Origin of the sequence: Streptomyces luteosporeus (assembly GCF_039532865.1) — a bacterium.
Taxonomy (GTDB): domain Bacteria; phylum Actinomycetota; class Actinomycetes; order Streptomycetales; family Streptomycetaceae; genus Streptomyces; species Streptomyces luteosporeus.
Genome location: NZ_BAAASL010000026.1, coordinates 21,091 through 38,281 on the forward strand (window position 1 = coordinate 21,091; position 17,191 = coordinate 38,281).

The 17,191-nt window shown below is 71.9% G+C and carries 15 protein-coding genes and 1 pseudogene; 4 read left to right on the forward strand and 12 right to left on the reverse strand.

From position 1 onward, the window contains the following. Positions 1-187 precede the first annotated feature (187 nt). Together ABD361_RS26950 and ABD361_RS26955 are read left to right on the forward strand one after the other, a co-directional pair. Entirely contained in the window at positions 188-532 is a 345-nt protein-coding gene (locus ABD361_RS26950) for a trypco2 family protein (RefSeq protein WP_344438920.1), read from the forward strand. Beyond that, on the forward strand, positions 529-3,837 hold the full coding sequence (locus tag ABD361_RS26955) for an NACHT domain-containing protein (protein ID WP_344438922.1): 3,309 nt from the start codon (positions 529-531) through the stop codon (positions 3,835-3,837). Before ABD361_RS26950 ends, ABD361_RS26955 begins: the two co-directional genes overlap by 4 nt. A 105-nt stretch (positions 3,838-3,942) precedes the next feature. Here the strand turns inward: ABD361_RS26955 and ABD361_RS26960 are convergent, their stop codons facing one another. After that, positions 3,943-6,468 (reverse strand): ATP-dependent Clp protease ATP-binding subunit, encoded by a 2,526-nt coding sequence (locus ABD361_RS26960; RefSeq protein ID WP_344438924.1) that lies wholly within the window; start codon positions 6,466-6,468, stop codon positions 3,943-3,945. 534 nt (positions 6,469-7,002) lie between these two features. On the opposite strand from ABD361_RS26960, the gene ABD361_RS26965 reads away from it, so the two are divergent. Further along, on the forward strand, positions 7,003-7,707 hold the full coding sequence (locus ABD361_RS26965; RefSeq protein ID WP_344438925.1) for an SCO3374 family protein: 705 nt from the start codon (positions 7,003-7,005) through the stop codon (positions 7,705-7,707). On the opposite strand, the gene ABD361_RS26970 is transcribed toward ABD361_RS26965, so the two are convergent. The 10 genes and pseudogenes from ABD361_RS26970 to ABD361_RS27015 form a co-directional block, all read right to left on the reverse strand. Beyond that, complete coding sequence (locus ABD361_RS26970; protein ID WP_344438927.1) at positions 7,638-7,976, reverse strand: histone-like nucleoid-structuring protein Lsr2; 339 nt, start codon at positions 7,974-7,976, stop codon at positions 7,638-7,640. The two genes, ABD361_RS26965 and ABD361_RS26970, sit on opposite strands and share 70 nt — an antisense overlap. Before the next feature lie 163 nt (positions 7,977-8,139). Further along, positions 8,140-8,658 (reverse strand): amino-acid N-acetyltransferase, encoded by a 519-nt coding sequence (locus ABD361_RS26975; protein WP_344438929.1) that lies wholly within the window; start codon positions 8,656-8,658, stop codon positions 8,140-8,142. Positions 8,659-8,667: 9 nt separating this feature from the next. After that, the gene (locus ABD361_RS26980) at positions 8,668-9,063 is read right to left on the reverse strand and encodes a BlaI/MecI/CopY family transcriptional regulator (RefSeq protein WP_344438930.1); all 396 of its coding nucleotides are present in this window, start codon (positions 9,061-9,063) and stop codon (positions 8,668-8,670) included. Between the two features lie 131 nt (positions 9,064-9,194). Then, positions 9,195-9,362 (reverse strand): hypothetical protein, encoded by a 168-nt coding sequence (locus ABD361_RS26985; protein WP_344438932.1) that lies wholly within the window; start codon positions 9,360-9,362, stop codon positions 9,195-9,197. Between the two features lie 127 nt (positions 9,363-9,489). Next, positions 9,490-10,092 carry a hypothetical protein gene (locus ABD361_RS26990; RefSeq protein WP_344438933.1) on the reverse strand — a complete coding sequence of 201 codons (603 nt, stop codon included), beginning with the start codon at positions 10,090-10,092 and terminating at the stop codon, positions 9,490-9,492. A gap of 126 nt (positions 10,093-10,218) precedes the next feature. Further along, the gene (locus ABD361_RS26995) at positions 10,219-11,016 is read right to left on the reverse strand and encodes a type III pantothenate kinase (protein ID WP_344438935.1); all 798 of its coding nucleotides are present in this window, start codon (positions 11,014-11,016) and stop codon (positions 10,219-10,221) included. Next, on the reverse strand, positions 11,016-12,038 hold the full coding sequence (nadC, locus tag ABD361_RS27000) for a carboxylating nicotinate-nucleotide diphosphorylase (RefSeq protein WP_344439081.1): 1,023 nt from the start codon (positions 12,036-12,038) through the stop codon (positions 11,016-11,018). The genes ABD361_RS26995 and nadC overlap by 1 nt, the downstream gene beginning before the upstream one ends. 21 nt (positions 12,039-12,059) lie before the next feature. Continuing rightward, positions 12,060-13,754 (reverse strand): annotated as a pseudogene (locus ABD361_RS27005) (L-aspartate oxidase); the annotation flags it as partial. Beyond that, on the reverse strand, positions 13,751-14,632 hold the full coding sequence (gene panC / locus ABD361_RS27010; protein ID WP_344438937.1) for a pantoate--beta-alanine ligase: 882 nt from the start codon (positions 14,630-14,632) through the stop codon (positions 13,751-13,753). The gene panC and the pseudogene ABD361_RS27005, both read right to left, overlap by 4 nt. Then, on the reverse strand, positions 14,629-15,549 hold the full coding sequence (locus ABD361_RS27015; RefSeq protein WP_344438940.1) for a Rossmann-like and DUF2520 domain-containing protein: 921 nt from the start codon (positions 15,547-15,549) through the stop codon (positions 14,629-14,631). The genes panC and ABD361_RS27015 overlap by 4 nt, the downstream gene beginning before the upstream one ends. Before the next feature lie 198 nt (positions 15,550-15,747). Between ABD361_RS27015 and ABD361_RS27020 the strand changes: the two genes are divergently transcribed. Next, the gene (locus tag ABD361_RS27020; RefSeq protein ID WP_344438942.1) at positions 15,748-16,914 is read left to right on the forward strand and encodes a threonine aldolase family protein; all 1,167 of its coding nucleotides are present in this window, start codon (positions 15,748-15,750) and stop codon (positions 16,912-16,914) included. On the opposite strand, the gene ABD361_RS27025 is transcribed toward ABD361_RS27020, so the two are convergent. Further along, the gene (locus ABD361_RS27025) at positions 16,819-17,145 is read right to left on the reverse strand and encodes a hypothetical protein (RefSeq protein WP_344438944.1); all 327 of its coding nucleotides are present in this window, start codon (positions 17,143-17,145) and stop codon (positions 16,819-16,821) included. The two genes, ABD361_RS27020 and ABD361_RS27025, sit on opposite strands and share 96 nt — an antisense overlap. Positions 17,146-17,191: the final 46 nt, after the last annotated feature.

Below are 17,191 nucleotides of genomic sequence, written 5' to 3' on the forward strand. Positions count from 1 at the left end.
GCCAAGCCGGGTATTCACGGGGTCGGGTAGTAACGATCACTGGAGGAATGGCCCGACGGGCGGGAGTCCTGCGGGCTCGGCGCCGCTAAGCCGCCTAGTAGACGCCGAAACCCCTGTGCGTCTTGTCACCTCGCGGTACGCTCGCCGTCATCCGGCAGGCACGCAGCGTCGCGGGGGGAACCAGGCAATGGGCAACGCTTTCGAGGACATAGAGCTGGAGGAAGCGGTCCGCGCCATCCGGGCCGGCCTGACCGGCGCAGCAGCCGCCGGCGCCGCCGAGGACCTGGCCTTCGACGTCGGCGACATCGCCCTGGAGTTCACGGTCGAGCTGCGGCGCGACGCGAAGGCGGGCGGCAAGGTGAAGGCCTGGGTCGTCGAGTCGGGAGCCGACGCCTCCCGGTCCTCCGCCCGCACCCACAAGATCGCCTTCACGCTGACGCCGAAGGACCGGCGGACGGGAGAGGGCTGGAAAGTCGGCAACGACAGGCCGCCGGGCCTGTCGGGATTCGGGGCGACGACACCTGACCGGTGAACACCGGAGAGGCGTTCCGCGCCAACGAGAGCCGTCTGGTGGCGGTTCTGGGGGAACGGCAGGGCAGCGGGGTACTGCTCACGTCGGACCTCGTGCTCACCAGTGCTCATGTGGTGGGTGCCCGAGGCACGGCGACGGTCCTGCCGATGGGCGGCTATACGCACAGCAGTCTCGACGTCGTATGGCTCGACACGAAATGCGACGCCGCGCTTCTGTACGCAGAGAAACCGGTGCTTCTGGCAGCCAGGCCGACGGTGCGTCTGGGCACCCTACCGGGTGACTGGCCGGTGCCCGACTGCCAGGCCTTCGGCTTTCCCCAGGTGCAGCGCTACGGGGGTGGGCAGTTGGAAGCCGTGCAGGTCACGGGCACGCTCATGCCCGTATCGGGGCGCTCGCGCAAACGGTACGTCCTGCGCAGCGAGCATCACCCACCGGCCGGCGTACCGGACGGTTCCTCACCGTGGGCGGGACTGTCCGGCGGCCCGGTGTTCGCGGGCCCGGTGCTTCTCGGGTTGATCACGGAGGACTCCGCGGGCTGGCAGCATTCGGCGCTCGCCACGGTCCCGATCGCATCCGTTCTCTTCGCCCCGGGATTCTCGGCCGCGGCGCGGGCGCACGGTCTGCGCCATGCGCTGGAAATCGTCGGTTCCGGGGGCCCGGCGGACCTGTCGTACGAGGACCGGTACGCCAAGGCCGTCAAAGCCCGCTACAGCCGGATGGAGATCTTCGGCCTCGACGACCTGGGCACCAACGAGAACAGCTGGGATCTGGACACCGCCTATCTGAGCCTGGAAGCACTCACCGCCCACGGCACCGCCCACGTCCGGTCCGAGCCGCAGCGCATCGAGGAGGTGCTCGCCAGGCGCCCCCGGGCCGTCCTCCGCGGCGAGGCGGGGGCCGGCAAGACGACGCTCGTGTGGTGGCTGGCCTCGCACGCCATTTGCCGGACGATGCCCGAGGAACTCACGGCGCTCAACGGGCTCATTCCCTTCGTCGTCCCCATGCGCAGCCTGGCCGCCCGGGGCATCACCACTCCCGCTCCGGCGCAATTGCCGACCATCGCCCAGCTCCAGGTGGACGAGGCACCCGCCGGCTGGGCCGGCCGCGTCCTGGAAATGGGGAGGGCCCTGCTCCTGGTCGACGGCCTGGACGAATTGCCGCGGGCCGAACGCGCCACAGCGCGCCGGTGGCTCGCGGACCTGCTGCGGATGTACCCGGCCACCCGCTGCCTGGTGACCGCGCGCCCGCTGGCGGTCGAGCGTTCCTGGCTGGAATCCGAGGGATTCGAGGAACTGCAGCTCCTGCCCATGAGCGACCACGACATCCAGGAGTTCGTGGCGGCCTGGCACAGAGCCGCCCGCCTGGAATGCGGCGCCTTCGCCGACCCCCTGAGGGCCGAGCAGGAACGCAACCGGCTGATCGGACTCGAACGCGACCTCTCGCAGGAGTTCGAGCGCGGCCCCGCCCTGCGCGACCTGGCCCGTACGCCCCTGCTGTGCGCCGTCATCTGCGCCCTGCACCGCCGCCGCAGCGGCCTGCTCCCGCGTACGCGCTGGCACCTCTACGAAGCCGCCCTGGCCATGCTCCTCGGCAACCGTGACGCGCACCGCCGCATCGGTACGCCGGAAGGCATCGCCCTGGACGTCGAGGACGGCCGCCAGCTCCTGCAGCGGATCGCCATCTGGCTGGTGCGCAACGGACGCGCCGAACTGTCGCACGAGCAGGCCGTCCGGCAGCTGGAAGCCGCCCTGCAGGGCCTGCGCAAGGTCCGCGAGCAGGGGTCGGCGGAGCAGGTCCTGGCGCATCTGCTCAACCGCAGCGGGCTTCTCCAGGAGCGCGCCACGGACTCCCTTCATTTCATTCACCGGACGTTCCAGGACTATCTCGCCGCGAAGGAATTCCAGGACAGCGACAGCCTCGGCGAATTGCTGTCGCACGCGGCGGAGGAGCAGTGGCAGGACGTCGTCCGGCTGGTGATCGGCCACTGCGGGCGCGGCGAGGTACGCCGGGTCGTGGCCGGCCTGATCGCGGCCGGTGACGCGGCGTCCGAGCGGGAGGCCCGCTGGTCGCTGCGCACACTGGCGGCGGAGTGCGCGCAAAGCGCGCGCTATCTCGACGACGAGCAGCACGATGCGGTGTGGAAGAAGGTCAAGGAGCTCGGTCCTCCCCTCGGCGACCGGGACGTCGAGCTCCTGAGCTCGCTCGGGCCGGACGTCCTGCCGGTCCTTCCGGGCCCCGAGGGCCTTCGCAGAAGAGCCGCATTGCACGTGGTCCAGGTGCTGGCGCGGCTGGGTGACGCGGCGATCCCGTCACTCGCGCCCTTCGGGAGGCTCAAGTCGAGGACGGTCCGGCACAAGGTGGCCGACGCCTGGATGCGCATGGATGCCCGCATGTATGCGGAGCAGGTTCTCGCGCCTATGGACCTGACCAACATCCTGCTTGCCGTGGGATCCTCGTCCAGGCTTGAACTGATTCCCGGTCTGGGCCCGGTCGGCTCATTCCTGATCCGGGGTGATCACCCACCCGAGAGCCTGGCCCGGGCATTCGCCGGGCGGGCGATTCGCTCATTGGACATCCGGCGCAACCGGACGCTGCGCGATCTCGACTTCCTCGCGGACCACCCGGACATCGAAGAGCTGAGGCTTTCCGACTGCCCCGGAGTCCGCGACATCACGGCCCTGCAAAGGACTTCTGTACGCTCCCTGCGCCTGCGCGACGTACGGCTGCCCCATCCGGCTGTCGAAACCATCGCCGGTCTGCCCGGCCTCTCGCTCCTGTCCTTGGACTCCGTATGGAGCGATGCGAGGAACAGGCTTCCGCCACCGCACCCCGGGGTTTCGAGACTGTGGGTGTCCGGGGACACGGGCGCCCCACTCGATCTGAAGGACATCGACTGCTGGGCAGGGCTTCAGTCGCTGAGCCTCGCCGTACCGCTGGCCGCGCCGGAAGACCTGGGAAAACTGGCCGGGCTTTCCCACCTGCGCAGCCTGAAGGTCCGATTGGACAGTGCCCGGGTCCTCGTCGGAGTCGCTCCCCTGCCCGGGGTCTGGTCGCTGGCTCTCACCCTGTGCGAAGAGCCTCGCGTGGACGCGACGCTCTTCACGGTTTTTCCCGGTCTTCGCACGCTGCGCCTGACGAGTCCCCTGCCCGGTCCCATCGTGCTCGACCTCTCCGGTCTGCCGGTGCTCACCGAGCCCCTGGAAGTGTGGCCGGGCCAGTCGAACAACGAGCTGGAGCTGATCGACGCAGACCGTTTCGGCGACCGCCTTGAGGTGAGGGGTGCCGGGCTCGACGCCGGCGATTAGGCGCAGGCGATTGGACGCCGGCGATGAGCCGAAAAACGGGTCGGCCCCGGAACCGTGGTCCACACGGTTCCGGGGCCGGCTGTTTTGCCGGGGCGCTACGCGCCCTTACGCGTCCTTCGAGAGGTTCGGGCCGGCACCGCCGGTCGCCGACTCCACCGGCGGGGTGTCGGGCAGGGCCGACTTCTCCTCGCCGCGGAAGGTGAACTTCTTCTCCTCGCCTTCGCCCTCCGTACCGACGACCACGATGTGGCCGGGACGCAGCTCGCCGAAGAGGATCTTCTCGGAGAGGATGTCCTCGATCTCGCGCTGGATGGTCCGGCGCAGCGGGCGGGCGCCCAGGATCGGGTCGTAGCCCTTCTTCGCCAGGAGCTGCTTGGCGTCCGCGCTGAGCTCGATGCCCATGTCGCGGTCCTTCAGCCGCTCGTCCACCTTGGCGATCATCAGGTCGACGATCTGGATGATGTCTTCCTGCGACAGCTGGTGGAAGACCACCGTGTCGTCGACGCGGTTGAGGAACTCGGGCCGGAAGTGCTGCTTGAGCTCTTCGTTGACCTTCGCCTTCATCCGCTCGTACCCGGTCTTGACGTCGCCCTGGGCGGCGAAGCCCAGGTTGAAGCCCTTGGAGATGTCCCGGGTGCCGAGGTTCGTCGTCATGATGATGACGGTGTTCTTGAAGTCGACCACGCGGCCCTGGGAGTCGGTCAGGCGACCGTCCTCCAGGATCTGCAGGAGCGAGTTGAAGATGTCCGGGTGGGCCTTTTCGACCTCGTCGAAGAGGACGACGGAGAACGGCTTGCGGCGCACCTTCTCGGTGAGCTGGCCGCCCTCCTCGTAACCCACGTAACCGGGCGGGGAGCCGAAGAGGCGGGAGACGGTGTGCTTCTCGCTGAACTCCGACATGTCGAGGGAGATCAGCGCGTCCTCGTCGCCGAAGAGGAACTCCGCGAGCGTCTTGGACAGCTCGGTCTTACCGACGCCGGAGGGGCCGGCGAAGATGAACGATCCGCCCGGACGCTTGGGGTCCTTCAGGCCCGCACGCGTGCGCCGGATGGCCTGGGAGAGCGCCTTGATGGCGTCCTTCTGGCCGATGACGCGCTTGTGCAGCTCGTCCTCCATGCGCAGCAGGCGGGAGGACTCCTCCTCGGTGAGCTTGAAGACCGGGATGCCCGTGGCCGTGGCCAGCACCTCGGCGATCAGCTCGCCGTCGACCTCGGCGACGACGTCCATGTCGCCGGCCTTCCACTCCTTCTCCCGCTTGGCCTTGGCGGCCAGGAGCTGCTTCTCCTTGTCGCGCAGGGAGGCGGCCTTCTCGAAGTCCTGCGAGTCGATCGCGGACTCCTTCTCCCGGCGCACGTCGGCGATCTTCTCGTCGAACTCGCGGAGGTCCGGCGGAGCGGTCATCCGGCGGATGCGCATCCGGGAGCCGGCCTCGTCGATCAGGTCGATCGCCTTGTCCGGCAGGAAGCGGTCGGAGATGTAGCGGTCGGCGAGGGTGGCCGCCTGGACCAGGGCCTCGTCGGTGATGGAGACGCGGTGGTGCGCCTCGTAGCGGTCGCGCAGACCCTTGAGGATCTCGATGGTGTGCGGCAGCGACGGCTCGGCGACCTGGATGGGCTGGAAGCGGCGCTCGAGCGCGGCGTCCTTCTCCAGGTGCTTGCGGTACTCGTCGAGCGTGGTGGCACCGATGGTCTGCAGCTCACCGCGGGCCAGCATCGGCTTGAGGATGCTGGCGGCGTCGATCGCGCCCTCGGCGGCGCCCGCGCCGACCAGGGTGTGCAGCTCGTCGATGAACAGGATGATGTCGCCGCGGGTGCGGATCTCCTTGAGCACCTTCTTCAGGCGCTCCTCGAAGTCACCGCGGTAGCGGGAGCCGGCGACCAGGGCGCCGAGGTCGAGGGTGTAGAGGTGCTTGTCCTTGAGGGTCTCGGGCACCTCCCCCTTGACGATGGCCTGGGCCAGGCCCTCGACGACGGCGGTCTTGCCGACGCCGGGCTCGCCGATGAGGACGGGGTTGTTCTTGGTGCGGCGGGACAGCACCTGCATGACCCGCTCGATCTCCTTCTCGCGCCCGATGACCGGGTCGAGCTTGGATTCGCGGGCCGCCTGGGTGAGGTTGCGGCCGAACTGGTCCAGAACGAGGGACGTCGAGGGGGTGCCCTCGGCGGGGCCGCCGGCCGTGGCGGCTTCCTTGCCCTGGTAGCCGGAGAGCAGCTGGATGACCTGCTGCCGCACCCGGTTCAGGTCGGCGCCCAGCTTCACGAGGACCTGGGCGGCGACGCCCTCGCCCTCGCGGATCAGGCCGAGCAGGATGTGCTCGGTGCCGATGTAGTTGTGGCCGAGCTGAAGGGCCTCGCGGAGCGAGAGCTCCAGGACCTTCTTGGCACGGGGGGTGAAGGGAATGTGGCCGGACGGGGCCTGCTGGCCCTGGCCGATGATCTCCTCCACCTGCTGGCGGACCGCCTCGAGCGAAATCCCGAGGCTCTCCAGGGCCTTAGCGGCGACACCCTCACCCTCGTGGATCAGGCCCAGGAGGATGTGCTCGGTGCCGATGTAGTTGTGGTTGAGCATCCGGGCTTCTTCCTGAGCCAGGACGACAACCCGCCGCGCGCGGTCGGTGAACCTCTCGAACATCGTTAATCGCTCCTCAGAGCGGTCAGGCAGTAAGGGGTCGGTCCCCTCCCTGTCCTTCCGCATGCTAGTCCCGCTGGGCGGGACAGCTCATTCCAACTGCCGACACCCGTCCGGATCACCCCCGCGTTGGCGGGGAAACCTGCTGCCGAACAGCCGACATCTCCTCCAACCCGATGGTGGGAGACGATGTTCCCGCAGGCCAGGCATATACGCCCACCACCACTACGCCGACGGCGAACGCCGGGCCTTCCCGGCGCGCCCGCCCGCGACGGGGCGGAACCCCCCGGCAATACGCCCCAGCCCCCGCATTACCGCCTCTTCCTACGGGGAATGTCCTACCCCCGGCCACCGGCACTCCATGCGGCGCGACCCCTCCGCATCCGCTACGGGCGAACACCCCTGCACCACCCGGAGCGCCTGTGCGCCCCGGAGGTCTTATACGCAGAGTGCCCAACTCTCCACACTGCGTAACCTCTTGGGCTTTCCACAGTTGCACCGCTCATGACGGTAGTCCTTCCGCGCCCGTGCCGCCCCTTGGACGAGCCGCCCCCGGCGGGGGCGGGCCCGGGGCACTGGCGCCGCCGGCGCCAGTGGTACGAGTGCGTCCTTGGCTGGCCCACCGCGCCGACCGCGCCCGGGCGGCCCGTCGAGCTGCTGACCGGCGTCCGGTTCGACGCCCTCGGGATGCCCGCCGAGGCGGGCGTCGCGGTGCTCGCCCGCGTCCCGGCCACCGGGCCGGTGGCGCTGGACGGACGGGCCGGGACGATGTGGTTCCTGACCGCTCCGGGAAGCGCGGAGGAGCTGCCCGGGCTGCTCACCTGGCTGGAGTGGAGCGGCGTCGCCCTGGAGCTGACCGCACTGGGGCGCGGCGGCAGGATCCCCGCTCCGGCCCCGGTGGGCGCGGCGGGGCCCTGTTGCGCCCCGGACGGCCGGGCCGCCGCCCACGGCGCCGTGAGGGGCCCCGGAAGGGCTGTGGAGGCCGTCTGGGTGCGGCCTCCGGAGCCCGGGTGCGAGGTCGAGACCACCTTGCCGGTCACCGGCCTCGGGGACGGGGCGGGCGCCCCCGATCTCGTACGGCTCGTGGGCGCGGCGGCCACGGAGTGCCACCGGACCCGGCTGCTGCGCGCCGCGGCGGCGCGCAGTGATCGGCCACCGGACGGGGCGGACGGTCAGGCGTTGGCCTTCTCGTACGCCTCGCGGATGTCGGCGGGGACACGGCCACGGTCGTTGACGTTGTAGCCGTTCTCCTTCGCCCAGGCGCGGATCTTGGCGGTGTCCTGGGCGCCGGCGGTCGCGACGGCACGGCCCTTGCCGCGGGCGGCGGCGGCACGGCCACCGGTGCGGCGGGCGGCCTTCACGTAGTCGGCGAGCGCCTCGCGCAGCTTGTCCGCGTTGTCCGTGGTGAGGTCGATCTCGTAGGACTTGCCATCCAGGGCGAACGTCACCGTCTCGTCGGCCTCGCCGCCGTCGAGGTCGTCGACAAGAAGGACCTGAACCTTCTGCGCCACGGGGGATTCCTTTCGTCAGCGGAAAAGGGATTACGGAGGAATAGCAAACCGCCTTTCCCGGAAAAACACAAACCCCCCGGGAAGGTTCAGCCGGGCATCCGCATGGGAACGATGGCTTCCGGGCCCGCGCGATAGGGGCGCGATTCGGACATAGGGACCGCGATCACAGATGCAGAAGCATCCGGCTGTTGCCAAGGGTGTTCGGCTTCACTCGTTCGAGACCCAGGAACTCGGCAACGCCCTCGTCATAGGAACGCAGCAGCTCGCTGTAGACATCACGGTCCACGGGGGTCTCGCCGATCTCGACGAAGCCGTGCTTCGCGAAGAAGTCCACTTCGAAGGTGAGGCAGAAAATACGCCGCACGCCCAGCCAGCGCGCGGTCCGGACGAGCTTCTCCAGCAGCTGGTGGCCCACTCCGGCGCCCTTGACCTCCGGATCGACGGCCAGCGTGCGCACCTCGGCGAGGTCTTCCCACATCACGTGCAGGGCCCCGCAGCCGATGACGGTGGCGTCCTCGTCCCGCTCGGCCACCCAGAACTCCTGGATGTCCTCGTAAAGCGTCACCGTGGCTTTGTCGAGGAGGATGCGGTCGCGCGCGTAGGCGTTGATGAGCCGGCGGACGGCGGGCACATCGCTGGTGCGGGCCCTGCGGACGGTGACGGCTTTTGAGAGACGCGGCATGTCCGGACGCTATCGCCCCGGCTCTCCCGGGGCCTCGTCGGGCCCGTCCAGTTGCACGACCCGGATCGCGTCGCGCAGCGCTTCGCGTTGTTCGGCCGACATCATGCCGAAGAAGGCGACGAGAGCGGCCGCGGGGTTGTCGCTGAGCGACCAGGCTTCGTTCATCAGTGCGGCCGAGTAGGCGGCGCGGTTCGAGACCGCCTCATATCGATAGGCCCGCCCTTCGGCTTCCCGGCGCAGCCAGCCCTTCTGATACAGGTTGTCCATTACGGTCATCACCGTGGTGTAGGCGATGGACCGTTCCTGCTGAAGGTCTTCCAGGACTTCCCGAACAGTGACCGGCCGGTTCCACTCCCACACGCGCGTCATCACGGCGTCTTCCAGTTCACCCAGGCGTCGAACCACACGCGAATAATAGTGGGAGATGTCTTGAATGCCGGTTTATCGGCGCGGCAATCCGGGCGCCAAAAAGGGCGTACGGACCGCTGCACGGTCCGTACGCCCGGTGTCGGTGCGGGGGCCGGGCCCCGGGCGGCTCAGGCGCCGGTCTGCTTCGCCGCCTCGGCACGGGCGAGGGCCGCGTCGACGAGGGCGTCCTCCTTGGCCTTGTTCGCCCCGCCCTGGCTCTTGACGATCGTGACGACGAGCGCGGTGAAGGCGACCGCCATCACCACGGGCGGGACCAGCGCGGCGACATAGTCCATGGCCGTCGGCTCCTTCTGGATCGGTGGTGCTGCGAGCGACCCGTCCAGAGTACGCGCCCGCCCGTTTCGCCCCACCGGCCGGGTGGGGCGAAACGGGCGGGCGTGCGGCGTACGTCGGCGGCGTACGTCAGCGGCGTGCGCCGGCCAGGCGGGACCCGGCCGGCGGCACGGGTTTGCGGCGGGGCGGGAAGACCTCGCCCGGGGTGGGAATGGGCCGGTCCGGCCGGGGCGGCTTGGGCGAGGGCGCCGCCGGCGGCGGTGTCGGGGCGGGCTTGGCGGGCGGGGCCGGGCGGGGCTGCCGCGCGGGCTCCTGCTCGCCGGCCAGCTCCGTGCAGCGGGCCAGCAGGGCCTGCCGGCGCGCGGTCTCCCGGGGCCCCGCGGGCAGGGCGCACAGCGAGCGCAGGGCGGCGAGGTCCGCCCGCTCGGGCCGGTGGCCGCCCGCCAGGGCGTCCTGCAGGCGCCGCAGGTAGCCGGTGGCGGCGCCAGGCAGGGCGGAGCGGTGCCGGTCGAGGTCGGCGACCAGGAAGGCGTGCAGCCTGTCGCCTTCCCGGCCGGCCTCGGCCACGGCCTCGGCGAGCCGGAGGCAGTCCCTCACCTCCGCGTCCCGGGCGGGCCCGGGACAGCCGGTGGAGGAGTGGGGGCGGAGTGCGATGTCGAGGGCACGGCGCAGCACGCGCAGCTCGTCCGCGCTGAAGGCCATGCCGCCGCGGGATCCATAGGGCGTGGGCATGGGGCGACTTTAAGTGCTAAACGGACAAAATCCGCTGAGCCCCGCCTCACGGCGTGGCACGGCCGCAAGGCCGGGCCGGCCGCGAGGACGGTCAGCCGCGGGCGGGGACGTCAGCCGCGGGGACGGTCAGCCGCGCATCATGTTGCGCTCGTAGACCAGACGCAGGCCGATCAGCGTCAGCCAGGGCTCGTGCTCGTCGATGACCGTCGCCTCGCCCAGCACCAGCGGCGCCAGGCCGCCGGTGGCGATGACGGTGACGTCGTCCGGGTCGTCCGCCAGCTCCCTCGCCATCCGGCCGACGACGCCGTCCACCTGGCCGGCGAAGCCGTACAGGATGCCGGACTGCATGGCCTCGACGGTGTTCTTGCCGATGACGCTGCGCGGCCGCGCGATCTCGATCTTGCGCAGCTGGGCACCGCGTACGCCGAGCGCCTCCGTGGAGATCTCGATGCCCGGGGCGATCACACCACCGGCGTACTCGCCGCGGGCGCTGACCGCGTCGAATGTGGTGGCGGTGCCGAAGTCGACGACGATGGACGGGCCGCCGTACAGCTCGACGGCCGCCACCGCGTTGATGATGCGGTCGGCCCCGACCTCCTTGGGGTTGTCCATCAGGATCGGCACGCCGGTCTTCACACCGGGCTCGATCAGCAGCGCGGGCACGTCGCCGTAGTAGCGGCGGGTCACCTCGCGCATCTCGTGCAGCACCGAGGGCACCGTCGAGCAGATGCAGATGCCCTCGATGCCGTCGCCCAGCTCGTCGCCGAGCAGCGGATGGCGGCCCATCAAGCCCTGCAGCAGCACGGCCAGCTCGTCGGCGGTGCGGCGCGGGTCGGTGGAGATGCGCCAGTGCTCGACGATGTCCTCGCCGTCGAACAGGCCGAGGACGGTCTGGGTGTTTCCGACGTCGATCGTGAGCAGCATCAGGCGCTCTCTTCCCTCAGGTCCAGCCCGATGTCCAGGATGGGCGACGAGTGGGTGAGCCCGCCGACCGCCAGGTAGTCGACGCCGGTCCCGGCGTAGGCCCGGGCGTTGGCCAGCGTCAGCCGTCCGGAGGACTCCAGCTTGGCACGCCCGGCGACCAGTTCCACGGCCTCGCGGGTCTGCTCGGGGGTGAAGTTGTCGAGCATGATCAGGTCGGCGCCCTCGGCGAGCACCGGCTCGATCTGGTCGATCCGGTCGACCTCGACCTCGATCGGCAGGCCGGGGAACTCCCTGCGCACCGCGCGGAACGCCTCGGCCACCCCGCCGGCGGCCACGACGTGGTTGTCCTTGACCAGCGCGGCGTCCGACAGCGACATGCGGTGGTTGACGCCGCCGCCGCAGCGCACCGCGTACTTCTCCAGGGCGCGCAGGCCGACCGTCGTCTTGCGGGTGTCGCGCACCGCGGCGCCGGTGCCCTCCAGTGCGTCGGCCCAGGCGCGGGTCGCGGTGGCGATGCCGGACAGGCGGCACAGGAGGTTGAGCATGCTGCGCTCGGCGGTCAGCAGGTCGCGGGTGCGCGTGCGCACCGTCAGCAGCTTCTGGCCCGCCTCCACCCGGTCGCCGTCCGCGACGTGCCGCTCGACCTCGAACTCGTCGGTGGCCACCACCGACAGGATCGCCTCCGCCACGCGCAGGCCGGCGATCGTGCCGGCCTCGCGGGCGGTGAAGTCGCCGGTGGCCACCGCGTCCTCGGCGATGGTGGCGACGCTGGTGACGTCGACGCCGCCGTCGAGGTCCTCCTCGATGGCCAGGTGCGCGATGTCCTCGACCTGCAGCGGGTCCAGGCCGGAGGCGACCAGCAGGGCCGCCAGCTCCGGGTCGAGGCCGCACTCGAGGGTGTCCTCGCCGAACTCCTCGCCCGCGCAGCCGCAGGCGTCGCCGCAGCCGCCGGCCGTGGCCTCGGCGGCCTCCTGGCCGGGGCGGCCGATCTGGTGCAGGGGGCGGTCTTCGGAGGTGCTCACGGTGTTCTCCTCGGAGGCGGCGGCAGGAGTGACGGGTGGGAAGGCGGCCGTTGCCGTGGCGGACACGGCGAGGGTGCGGTCCGGGCGCAGGGCCAGGAGCAGGTGACGGCGGGAGTGCTCGTCGTCGCGGTCCGGGTGGTCCTCGCGCCAGTGGCAGCCGCGGGTCTCCTCGCGGCGCAGCGCGGCTTCGACAAGTACTTGTGAGACCAGCAGGAGGTTGGTGGTCTCCCACGCCTCCGTGCCCGGGACGACGGCCTTGTCGACGCCGTCGCGGATGCGGGCGAGCTCGGCGGCCGTACGGGTCAGGGACTCCGCGGACCGCAGGACGCCGGCGCCCCGGGTCATGGCGCGCTGGATCGCCGTACGGGCCTCGGGCGCGACGAGCCGCAGCTCTGTGCCCTGCACAGCCGACTCGGCGGCGGGTGCGGGCTGCGGGGCCCCGGGCAGCCGGGCGTCGGTGCGCCCGCCGATGTGGTCGCCGATGTGGTCGGCGATGCGCTCGGCGAAGACCAGGCCCTCCAGCAGCGAGTTCGACGCCAGGCGGTTCGCTCCGTGCACACCGGTGCAGGCGACCTCGCCGCACGCGTACAGCCCCGGCACGGTCGTACGGCCGTGCAGGTCGGTGCGCACCCCGCCGGAGGCGTAGTGGGCCGCCGGCGCGACCGGCACGAGCTGGGTGACCGGGTCGATGCCGTGCGAGCGGCAGGCGGCGAGGATCGTCGGGAAGCGCTGCTCCCACTTCTGCGCGCCGAAGTGGCGGGCGTCGAGGTACATGTGCTCGGCGCCCTTCTCCTGCATGCGCCGCATGATGCCTTTGGCGACGATGTCGCGCGGGGCGAGCTCGGCCAGCTCGTGCGCGCCGACCATGAAGCGGTGGCCGTCGGCGTCCACCAGGTGGGCGCCCTCGCCGCGCACCGCCTCGGAGACCAGCGGCTGCTGGCCCTCCGCGTCGGGGCCCAGCCACAGCACGGTGGGGTGGAACTGCACGAACTCCAGGTCCGAGACCTGCGCACCGGCGCGCAGGGCCAGCGCCACGCCGTCGCCGGTGGAGACCGCCGGGTTGGTGGTCGCGGAGAACACCTGGCCCATGCCGCCGGTGGCCAGCACCACGGAGCGGGCGCGCACCGCGCCGACGCCGTCGTGCTGGCCCTCGCCCATGACGTGCAGGGAGACGCCGGCCGCGCGGCCCTCGGCGTCCTTGAGCAGGTCCAGCACGAGGGCGTGCTCGATCGTCTCGATGCCCGCGGCGCGCACGGCCTCGACCAGGGCGCGGGAGATCTCGGCGCCGGTGGCGTCGCCGCCGGCGTGGGCGATGCGGTTGCGGTGGTGGCCGCCCTCGCGGGTCAGCAGGATCTCGCCGGTGCCGGCGTCGGTGTCGAAGCAGGCGCCGGTGGCGATGAGGCGGCGCACGGCCTCGGGGCCCTCGGTGACCAGGGTGCGCACGGCCTCCTCGGAGCACAGCCCGGCGCCGGCGACCAGCGTGTCGTCGAGGTGCTGCTCGGGGGTGTCGCCCTCGCCGAGCGCGGCGGCTATGCCGCCCTGGGCCCAGCGGGTGGAGCCGGCGTCCAGGCGTGCCTTGGTGACGACCGTGACCCGGGCGCCCGCGGCGGCGCAGCGCAGCGCGACGGTCAGCCCGGCGACACCGGAGCCGATGACGACGACGTCGGCGTCGACCGCCCAGCCGGGGCGGGGGGCGGTCAGTCGTATGCCGGTCATCGCGTCGCTCCCAGCGTGGTTGCGCCCAGGGTCAGGGGGAGGTTGTCGATCAGGCGGGTGGTGCCCACCTTGGCGGCGACGGCCAGGACGGCCTCGCCGGTGTGGTCGTCGGGGACGTCGGTGAAGTCGGCCGGGTCGACCAGGGCGACGTAGTCCAGCTGCAGGGGCGGCTGCAGTCGGGCCGCCTCCTCCAGCACTTCCTGCGCCGCGTGCCGCACGGGGACGGCGCCGCGCGGCGCCTCGGCCCGGGCGGCGAACAGGGCCTTGGACAGGGCGAGCGCGGTGGCCCGGTCGGCCTCGGAGAGGTAGCGGTTGCGGCTCGACAACGCGAGGTTGTCGCCTTCGCGGACCGTGGGCACGCCGACGATCTCGACGGGGAAGTTCAGGTCGCGCACCATGCGCCGGATCAGGGCGAGCTGCTGGGCGTCCTTCTGGCCGAAGAAGGCGACGTCGGGACGGGTCAGGTGCAGGAGCTTGGCGACGACGGTGAGCATGCCGTCGAAGTGGCCGGGGCGCGAGGCGCCTTCCAGGCGCTCGCCCATGGGGCCCGCGGTGACGCGCACCTGGGGCTCGCCGCCGGGGTAGACCTCGTCGACGGAAGGGGCGAGGACGAGGTCGGCGCCGGCCTCCTCGGCGACGACCATGTCGGCGTCGAGGGTACGGGGATAGCGGTCGAGGTCCTCGCCGGCCCCGAACTGCAGGGGGTTGACGAAGACGGTGACGACGACCTGGCCCTCGGGGCCGGCGGCCTCGCGCGCGGTGCGGATCAAGGTGGCGTGGCCCTCGTGCAGGGCGCCCATGGTCATCACGACGGCGCGGCGACCGCCGCTCGGGAGCTCCTGCAGCTCCTCGGCGGTGCGGATGAGCCGGGTGGTCACTGGTTGCCTCCGTCCGCGAGGACGCCGAGCAGGTCCTCCGCCAGTTCGGGTTTGAGCAGGCCGTGCGCGAGCGCGCGGTCGGCGGTCGTACGGGCCATGGCCAGGTACCCGGCGACGGCCTGGGGCGCGTGGGTGCGCAGCTGCTCGATGTGGGCGGCCACGGTGCCGGCGTCGCCGCGCGCGACGGGGCCGGTCAGGGCGGCGTCACCGCTGCGCAGGGCGTTGTCGAGGGCGGCGCCGAGGAGCGGGCCGAGCATGCGGGCGGGGTGCTCGACGCCCGCGGTGCGCAGCAGCTCCATGGACTGGGCCACCAGGGTGACCAGGTGGTTGGCGCCGATGGCCAGGGCCGCGTGGTAGAGCGGGCGGGCGGATTCCTCGATCCACTCCGGCTCGCCGCCCATCTCGATGACGAGGGCCTCCGCCGCCAGCCGCAGCTCCTGGGGGGCCGTGACGCCGAACGAGCAGCCGGCCAGGCACTGGACGTCGACGGGGGTGCCGGTGAAGGTCATGGCCGGGTGCAGGGCCAGCGGCAGGGCGCCGGCGCGGGTGGCCGGGGCGAGCACGGCGGTGCCGTGGCGGCCGGAGGTGTGCACCAGGAGCTGGCCGGGACGTACGGCACCGGTCTCGGCGAGCCCGGCGACCAGGCCGGGCAGCGCGTCGTCGGGCACGGTGAGCAGCACGAGGTCGGCGTGGGCGAGCACGTCGGCGGGCGCCATGACGGGGACGTCGGGCAGCAGGGTGGCAGCGCGGCGCAGGGAGGCGTCCGAGACCGCCGAGACCGCGACCGGGCGGTGCCCCGCGAGCTGCAGCGAGGCGGCGAGGGCGGGGCCCACGCGGCCGGCGCCGACGACGCCGACGGCGAGCCGGGCCGGGCGGTCCTGGGGGCCCGGGTGGTCCGGGGAATGAGGTGCGTTCACGCGGCGGGGTGCCTTCCGTTCCAGTCCGCGGGGGTACCGGACGATTCCTTTGTCATGCTACGCGAGGCGTGGCGCGCGCCCTCGCGGCCGTCCACAGGGGCGGGCACACCATCACACCGCACGGCAAATTGTCGTACTGCAGGCCGGAGCTGTGGATATCCCGTCGCGGCCCGGCCGGGGCTGGGCCATGCTCGCCCCATGAGCGACGAAATGACCTTGGCCCGCAGGATCGCCGCCCTGCGCGGCTCCGAACGAGTGCTGTCGGGCGGCCGGATGGGGGTGCCCCTGGGCGAGCTCCTGAGCGAGCTGGCCGAGACGGCGCCGGGGCTGTACGACATGGACGCGATGCCCGACATGTACGGCGACGGTGTCGTGGCCCGGCTGGAGGAGCGGGTCGCCGAGCTGCTCGGCATGGAGGCGGCCGCGTTCTTCCCCACGGGCACGATGGCCCAGCAGGTGGCGCTGCGCTGCTGGGCGGGGCGGACGGGCAACCCGACGGTGGCGCTGCACCCGCTCTCGCACCTGGAGAGATTCGAGCGCAGCGCCTATGTGCAGGTCAGCGGCCTGCGCGGGGTGCACACCACCGATGAGCCGCGGATGCCGACGGCGGCGGAGATCCGGGAGCTGGCGGAGCCCTTCGGCACGCTGACCCTGGAGCTGCCCCTGCGCGATGCCGGGTTCCTGCTGCCGACCTGGGAGGAGCTGGTCGAGGTCGTCGAGGCCGCCCGGGAGCGGGAGGCGGTCGTCCACTTCGACGGGGCGCGGCTGTGGGAGTGCACCGAGCACTTCGGGGTGGGGCTGCAGGAGATAGCGGCCCTGGCCGACTCGGTGTACGTCTCCTTCTACAAGTCGCTCGGGGGCATCTCGGGCGCCGCGCTGGCGGGCCCGTCGACGCTGATCGAGGAGGCGAAGACCTGGCGGCACCGCTACGGCGGCACCGTCTTCCAGCAGTGGCCGGCGGCGCTGTCCGCGCTGGCGGGGCTGGAGCGGGAGCTGCCCCGGCTGCCGGAGTACGTGGCGCACGCCAAGGTCGTCGCCAAGGCCCTGCAGGAGGGGTTCGCCGAGGCCGGGGTGCCGTGGTCGCGGGTGCACCCGGAGGTCCCGCACACCCACCGGTTCCAGGTGTGGCTGCCCTACGACGCGGACGCGCTCACGGCGGCGGGCACACGGCTGGCGGAGGAGACCCGTACGACCCTCTTCGGCGGCCGCTGGATGCCGGCGCCGGGGGCAGTGCCGGGGCTGTCGTTCACGGAGGTCACCGTGGCCGGTTCAGCACTGGCCTGGACGGCTGCAGACGTCCGCGAGGCGGTCGGTGCCCTGCTGGACCGGCTCGACCGGCCGGAGCGGGAGGGCGGAGGCGGATGAGGAAGGCGCAGCGGCCAGGCGAGGGGCCGTGGCCGGGCGCAGCCGGGAGAACAGGGCCGTCCAGCGGGCGCGGTGAGCGGCGACGCGCTCGTCCACCACTGCCCGGAACCGCCACCAGGTGCGTACTTCCCGCAGGGTCCGCAGGTCGGCGGTGCCCGGCGCCGGAGGGGCGGGCTCCTGGTGGGAGGCGGTGCGGTACAGGTCGAGCAGGTGCTGCTGGGTCACGTTCATGCCCTCCACGGTGGGCCGTGCCCGACGCCGCTGCGCATGGATTGAC

Bases quoted from the DNA above. Each gene is read 5' to 3' on its own strand.
- ABD361_RS26950 (WP_344438920.1), top strand. From the start codon at position 188: ATGGGCAACGCTTTCGAGGACATAGAGCTGGAGGAAGCGGTCCGCGCC.
- ABD361_RS26960 (WP_344438924.1), bottom strand. From the start codon at position 6,468: ATGTTCGAGAGGTTCACCGACCGCGCGCGGCGGGTTGTCGTCCTGGCT.
- ABD361_RS26975 (WP_344438929.1), bottom strand. From the start codon at position 8,658: ATGCCGCGTCTCTCAAAAGCCGTCACCGTCCGCAGGGCCCGCACCAGC.
- ABD361_RS26985 (WP_344438932.1), bottom strand. From the start codon at position 9,362: ATGGACTATGTCGCCGCGCTGGTCCCGCCCGTGGTGATGGCGGTCGCC.
- ABD361_RS26990 (WP_344438933.1), bottom strand. From the start codon at position 10,092: ATGCCCACGCCCTATGGATCCCGCGGCGGCATGGCCTTCAGCGCGGAC.
- ABD361_RS26995 (WP_344438935.1), bottom strand. From the start codon at position 11,016: ATGCTGCTCACGATCGACGTCGGAAACACCCAGACCGTCCTCGGCCTG.
- ABD361_RS27020 (WP_344438942.1), top strand. From the start codon at position 15,748: ATGAGCGACGAAATGACCTTGGCCCGCAGGATCGCCGCCCTGCGCGGC.
- ABD361_RS27025 (WP_344438944.1), bottom strand. From the start codon at position 17,145: ATGAACGTGACCCAGCAGCACCTGCTCGACCTGTACCGCACCGCCTCC.